Genomic DNA, 5,008 nt, shown 5'->3' on the forward strand with positions numbered 1-5,008 from the left:
GTTGATCAGAGCCAGAAGAGCACTGTTGCCGCGAGCGCGAGAGCGGAGAAGAAGACGGTCGGGCAGCGGTCGTATCGCGTTGCCACGCGTCGCCAGTCCTTGAGGCGACCAAACATGATCTCGATGCGGTTACGGCGTTTGTATCGGCGCTTGTCGTATTTGACGGGCAAGGATCGAGATTTCCGGCCGGGAATGCAGGGTTTGATGCCTTTTTGCTCGAGTGCGTCCCGGAACCATTCGGCGTCATAGCCCCGGTCGGCAAGCATCCATTGCGCCTTGGGCAGATCGTCGAGCAAGGCTGCCGCGCCGGTATAATCGCTGATCTGTCCAGCGGTGATGAAGAAGCTCAAGGGGCGGCCATGGGCATCGGTGATGGCGTGAAGCTTGGTATTCATGCCGCCCTTCGTGCGTCCGATCAGGCGGCCGCGATCCCCTTTTTTACCCGCAGGCTCGAAGCCGTGCGGTGTGCCTTCAGATAGGTCGCATCGATCATGACGGTCGTTGGCTCTGCGCGTTCGGCAGCGAGGCCTTCCATCATGCGCCCGAAGACACCCATCTCGCCCCAGCGCTTCCAACGGTTGTAGAGCGTCTTGTGCGGCCCGTATTCCCTGGGAGCATCCCGCCAACGCAGGCCGTTCCGATTGACGAAGATGATCCCGCTCAGGACCCGCCTGTCATCCACACGAGGTTTGCCGTGGCTCTTGGGAAAATACGGCGAAAGTCGCGCCATCTGCTCGTCGGTCAGCCAGTACAGGTCACTCACGCTCAGTCTCCTTGCGGAGCCTGAATCACAGACCACTCAGCCAATCAATGGGTCCTGAGCCTAACACTACTTTGGCAGAAATGTGATTTTCGGGATTCCCAAAGGGCAGAATCCCTGATTCATGGGGAGCCAGCTTTTATGGGGGCTGGCGATGAACGGGGATTGGCGGAGCGAACTGGACGCATGGCTTGCGCCGTTTGTCGTGGCTTTGCGGAACAAGACGCGCGGTCGGATGTGCCCTGCCTACATAGCAGGTCTGATTGGACCTGGTGACCGCAAGAGCGTGCAGCCGATGGCGGCGCGGGATGGCGATGTCAGCTACGACAAGCTGCACCACTTCATCGGCAGCGGCGTCTGGGATGAAGCACCACTGGAGATGGCGCTGCTTGCCGAAGCCGACCGGCAGGTGGGTGCCAATGACGCCTGGCTGATCATCGACGACACGGCCTTGCCTAAGAAGGGACGGCATTCGGTTGGCGTGGCGCCGCAATATGCTTCGGCCCTCGGCAAAAACGCCAACTGCCAGACGCTGGTGTCGCTGACTCTGGCTTCGGGCGAGGTGCCAGTCATGGTGGGCTTGCGCCTGTTCCTGCCGGAAAGTTGGACGAGCGATATGGCTCGCCTGGAACGTGCCGGAGTTCCCGAGGACTTCCGGCACTACCGGACCAAGCCGGAGATTGCGCTGGCCGAGATCGACAGGGTTCACGCAGCCGGCGTCCGCTTCGGCTGCGTGCTTGCCGACGCAGGATACGGCCTTTCCGCGCCGTTCCGGCAGGGCCTGAGCAAGCGTGGCCTCACCTGGGCAGTTGGCATACCCTTCAAGCAGAAGGTCTACCCCGCCGACGTCGCGATGGTCTTTCCGGTCGCTGGCCGGGGCCGCCCTCGCAAGAACGCGATACCCAACATCACGTCCGTATCGGCGCAGGCGATGTTGGAGACTGTGCCATGGCGCAAGGTCAGCTGGCGGCGTGGAACCAAAGGTCAACTCTCGGCCCGTTTCGCCGCGGTCCGCGTCAAGGTTGCTGACGGTCCGCCGCAGCGCATTCATGACATGGGCGCCCAGCACCTGCCGGGCGAGGAAGTGTGGCTCATTGGCGAGCATCGCTCAACCGGCGAGCGCAAATACTACCTCACCAACCTCCCAGTCGATACTCCGATCAAGCAGCTTGCCGGCGCCATCAAGGCCCGCTGGATCTGCGAACAGGCGCATCAGCAACTCAAGGAAGAACTCGGGCTCGATCACTTCGAGGGCCGATCATGGAAGGGCCTGCACCGGCACGCGCTGATGTCCATGATCGCCTTCGCCTTCCTCCAGTCACTACGCCTCAAGCAAGCCAAAGGGGGGGAAAAAGAATCGCCGGGCCGCCACCGAAGCCGAGCTTGCCGGCGATCCGGCAAGCCATCATTGACCGCCTCCCCAAGCCGCCCGATCGGCCATGTCCGCACTGCGGACGTAGTCCTTTGGAAACTCCTCGGCAAAATCTGCCAAAGTAGTGCTAATCTGACCCGCGAAGACGGCACAAGCTTTTTCGAGATCGCGCAGAAAGCCAACGTCAAATCCGTGACGACGGTCTTTCCGCTGGCTCAAGCCAATGTCGCGCTTGAGCGGTTGCGCAGTGGCGCCGTTGTTGGAGCGGCCGTCCTGGTGCCATCGAACTACGCGAAGGCTTGAGTATGCACTCGCCGCGAAGCGCCCTCTTCACGGCCCCAGGGGCGAGTGCGCGTCACGCGGTGCCTCTGTAAAGTTACGGAGTGCGGTCATCAATGGCCGGGGCCATGATGCGATCATGAGCAGCATTTCACAGATCAAACATGTGCTCGTCGTCGTGGACGGTGCAGAGCATTCCCTGACCGCCGTTGATCAGGCGCTTGCCTATGCCGGTATGCATGAAGCGGCGCTTACGATCGTCGTCGTGACCGAAAATCTCGCATTCGCCGCGGCGGCCGATGCCATGGCTTTCGCGCAGGCCATCACGGTATCCGAGGACCAGCGCGACGAACATCTGGCGGCCGTTCGCGAACGAACCAGGAATACCGCGATCGAAGTAGAGGTTCACTCGGTGTTCGAGGCCAGCGGGCTGATACCCGGTCTCGTGAAGGCTGAAGGCCAGTACGCGGATATCGCGCTGATTCCGGGTGTCGGGCGCTGGCAAAGGGATGGCTTGAGGCGCCGTATCTCCGAGGCGCTTCTGTTTACGGGCGTGCCGACGGTCATTTTGCCGGCCTCCTGGAATCCTGGTCCCATCGATCACGCCGTATTGGGCTGGAACGCATCACTTGAATCGTTCCGCGCCGCGAGGGCGCTTCTCAATCTGGCCGAACCCGATGCCCGTATCGACGTTGCGATTGTCGATGATCCGGGTGTCGAATCCGGGGAGCACCGGGGCGGTGTCCAGATCGCCCGCCTTTTCGCGCGACATGGCCATAGCGGCGGCGTTTGTCCGATCAGCTCATCCGGTAAGGATACGTCGGCTGTCCTTCAGAATTACGCAGTGGAGCAGAAAGCCGATGTGCTCGTGATCGGTGGCTATGGGCGTTCGCGCGCACTCGAGTTCGTGCTTGGCGGCGTGACGCGGGAACTGATCGATCATCAGCGCCTGCCGATCGTTTTCGTACACTGACTGGCGAACCCGTCTAACGGTTGAACGGAGGAGATCATGAAAGCTCTCGTTTATCATGGCCCCGGCGAGAAGAGTCTCGAGGATCGCCCGAGGCCGGCCTTGCAGGCACCCGGCGATGCGATCGTGCGGATCACGAAGACCACCATTTGCGGCACCGACCTGCACATCCTGAAGGGGGATGTGCCGACGTGCGAGCCGGGCAGGATCCTCGGACATGAGGGTGTCGGGATCGTGGAGGAGGTCGGAACCGCGGTTGGAGCCTTCAAGCCCGGAGATCATGTCCTGATCTCCTGCATCACCTCTTGTGCCCGGTGTGAATATTGCCGGCGCGGCATGTATTCGCATTGCGTCGAGGGCGGCTGGATATTGGGCAACAGGATCGATGGCACGCAAGCCGAATTCGTGCGCATCCCCCATGCCGACAACAGCCTTCACGCGATCCCGCCGGGGGCCGATGAGGATGCCCTCGTCATGCTGAGCGACATTCTTCCGACGGGCTATGAGTGCGGCGTCCTGAACGGGAAGGTTGCACCGGGCAGCAGCGTCGCGATCGTCGGCGCTGGACCGATCGGCCTGGCGACCCTGCTGACTGCGCAATTTTATGCACCGGCCCGGATCATCATGATCGATCTCGACGACAATCGCCTCGCCGTCGCGCGCAAGTTCGGCGCGACGGACACGTTCAACAGCGGACGTGATCCGGTCGTGAGCCTGGTTCGAGAGCTCACCGACGGCAAGGGGGTCGATACGGCTATCGAAGCAGTCGGGATCCCTGCGACATTCGCGTTATGCGAAGAACTGGTCGCGCCCGGCGGGGTAATTGCCAATGTCGGTGTCCACGGCGCCAAGGTCGACCTCCATCTGGAGGAACTCTGGTCGCGCAACATCACCATCACCACCCGGCTCGTCGACACCGTCAGCACGCCGATGCTCCTGAAGACGGTCGAGGCCAAGCGCCTGCGGCCCGAACAGCTCGTCACCCATCGTTTCGCGTTGTCGGACATGTTGGAGGCGTATGAGACGTTCGCGCGCGCAGCCGATACTCATGCCTTGAAGGTGGTGATCGACACGTGATCGGGGTTTCCAGCGATATTCCGGGCGATGCGCAGCAATTCCATCCGAATATAGGGAGTTCCGAACCGGCGGAACCATCGTTCGCGCGCGCGCGCCGGCTGCGCCTTCACACGCATCATGAGCTGGTCGCGATCATGCGGACCGACAGCCCGGTGTGCCATGCCGAGGGCCTTGCCGCGCACACCCAGGTCTATATCCGCAACGGCAGCCAGCCGATCGCGGCCACGCTCTATCAGGTGGAGGGCGACTTCCTGGCCGGCGACGAGATCGGTCTGTCCGAAGCGGCCTGGGTCGCGCTTGGCGTGGAGGAGGGAACCGTTGTCCAGGTCGGTCATGCGCCGCCCCTCGAATCGATCGCCTGCGTCCGCCAGCGCATCTACGGACACAGGCTGAACGGGGCCGCGCTGACCAGCATCGTCGGTGACGTGGTGGCGGGCCGCTATGCCGATGTGCACCTCGCCGCCTTCCTCACGGCTACCGCCACGCTTCCCTTCGACGAGGACGAGACCTACCATCTCACCAGGGCGATGGTCGAGGCCGGCGACCGTTT

Annotated in this window: 4 protein-coding genes and 2 pseudogenes; 5 read left to right on the forward strand and 1 reads right to left on the reverse strand. The window is 62.4% G+C overall.

Going from position 1 to position 5,008, the window contains the following annotated elements; all coding sequences use genetic code 11:
• Nucleotides 1–5 precede the first annotated feature (5 nt).
• A protein-coding gene (locus NN5_RS25520; protein ID WP_124916812.1) for an IS5 family transposase occupies nucleotides 6–763 on the reverse strand; the annotation gives its coding sequence in 2 pieces (ribosomal slippage) (nucleotides 6–430 and nucleotides 430–763; 759 coding nt in all).
• Between the two features lie 151 nt (nucleotides 764–914).
• Here NN5_RS25520 and NN5_RS24040 point away from each other — a divergent pair.
• The 5 genes and pseudogenes from NN5_RS24040 to NN5_RS24055 form a co-directional block, all read left to right on the forward strand.
• Nucleotides 915–2,172: pseudogene (locus NN5_RS24040) on the forward strand (IS701 family transposase).
• Nucleotides 2,169–2,435, forward strand: a complete 267-nt coding sequence (locus NN5_RS27380) for a hypothetical protein (RefSeq protein WP_021246213.1) — start codon at nucleotides 2,169–2,171, stop codon at nucleotides 2,433–2,435. The pseudogene NN5_RS24040 and the gene NN5_RS27380 overlap by 4 nt, the downstream one beginning before the upstream one ends.
• A 115-nt stretch (nucleotides 2,436–2,550) precedes the next feature.
• Nucleotides 2,551–3,384 (forward strand): universal stress protein, encoded by an 834-nt coding sequence (locus tag NN5_RS24045; protein ID WP_013846845.1) that lies wholly within the window; start codon nucleotides 2,551–2,553, stop codon nucleotides 3,382–3,384.
• Nucleotides 3,385–3,420: 36 nt separating this feature from the next.
• Nucleotides 3,421–4,458 (forward strand): zinc-dependent alcohol dehydrogenase family protein, encoded by a 1,038-nt coding sequence (locus NN5_RS24050; RefSeq protein ID WP_021246214.1) that lies wholly within the window; start codon nucleotides 3,421–3,423, stop codon nucleotides 4,456–4,458.
• Nucleotides 4,455–5,008 (forward strand): annotated as a pseudogene (locus NN5_RS24055) (thymidine phosphorylase); the annotation flags it as partial. The gene NN5_RS24050 and the pseudogene NN5_RS24055, both read left to right, overlap by 4 nt.

The organism is Novosphingobium naphthalenivorans NBRC 102051 (genome assembly GCF_001590985.1).
Classification (GTDB): domain Bacteria; phylum Pseudomonadota; class Alphaproteobacteria; order Sphingomonadales; family Sphingomonadaceae; genus Novosphingobium; species Novosphingobium naphthalenivorans.

Bases quoted from the DNA above. Each gene is read 5' to 3' on its own strand.
- NN5_RS24045 (WP_013846845.1), top strand. From the start codon at position 2,551: ATGAGCAGCATTTCACAGATCAAACATGTGCTCGTCGTCGTGGACGGT.
- NN5_RS24050 (WP_021246214.1), top strand. From the start codon at position 3,421: ATGAAAGCTCTCGTTTATCATGGCCCCGGCGAGAAGAGTCTCGAGGAT.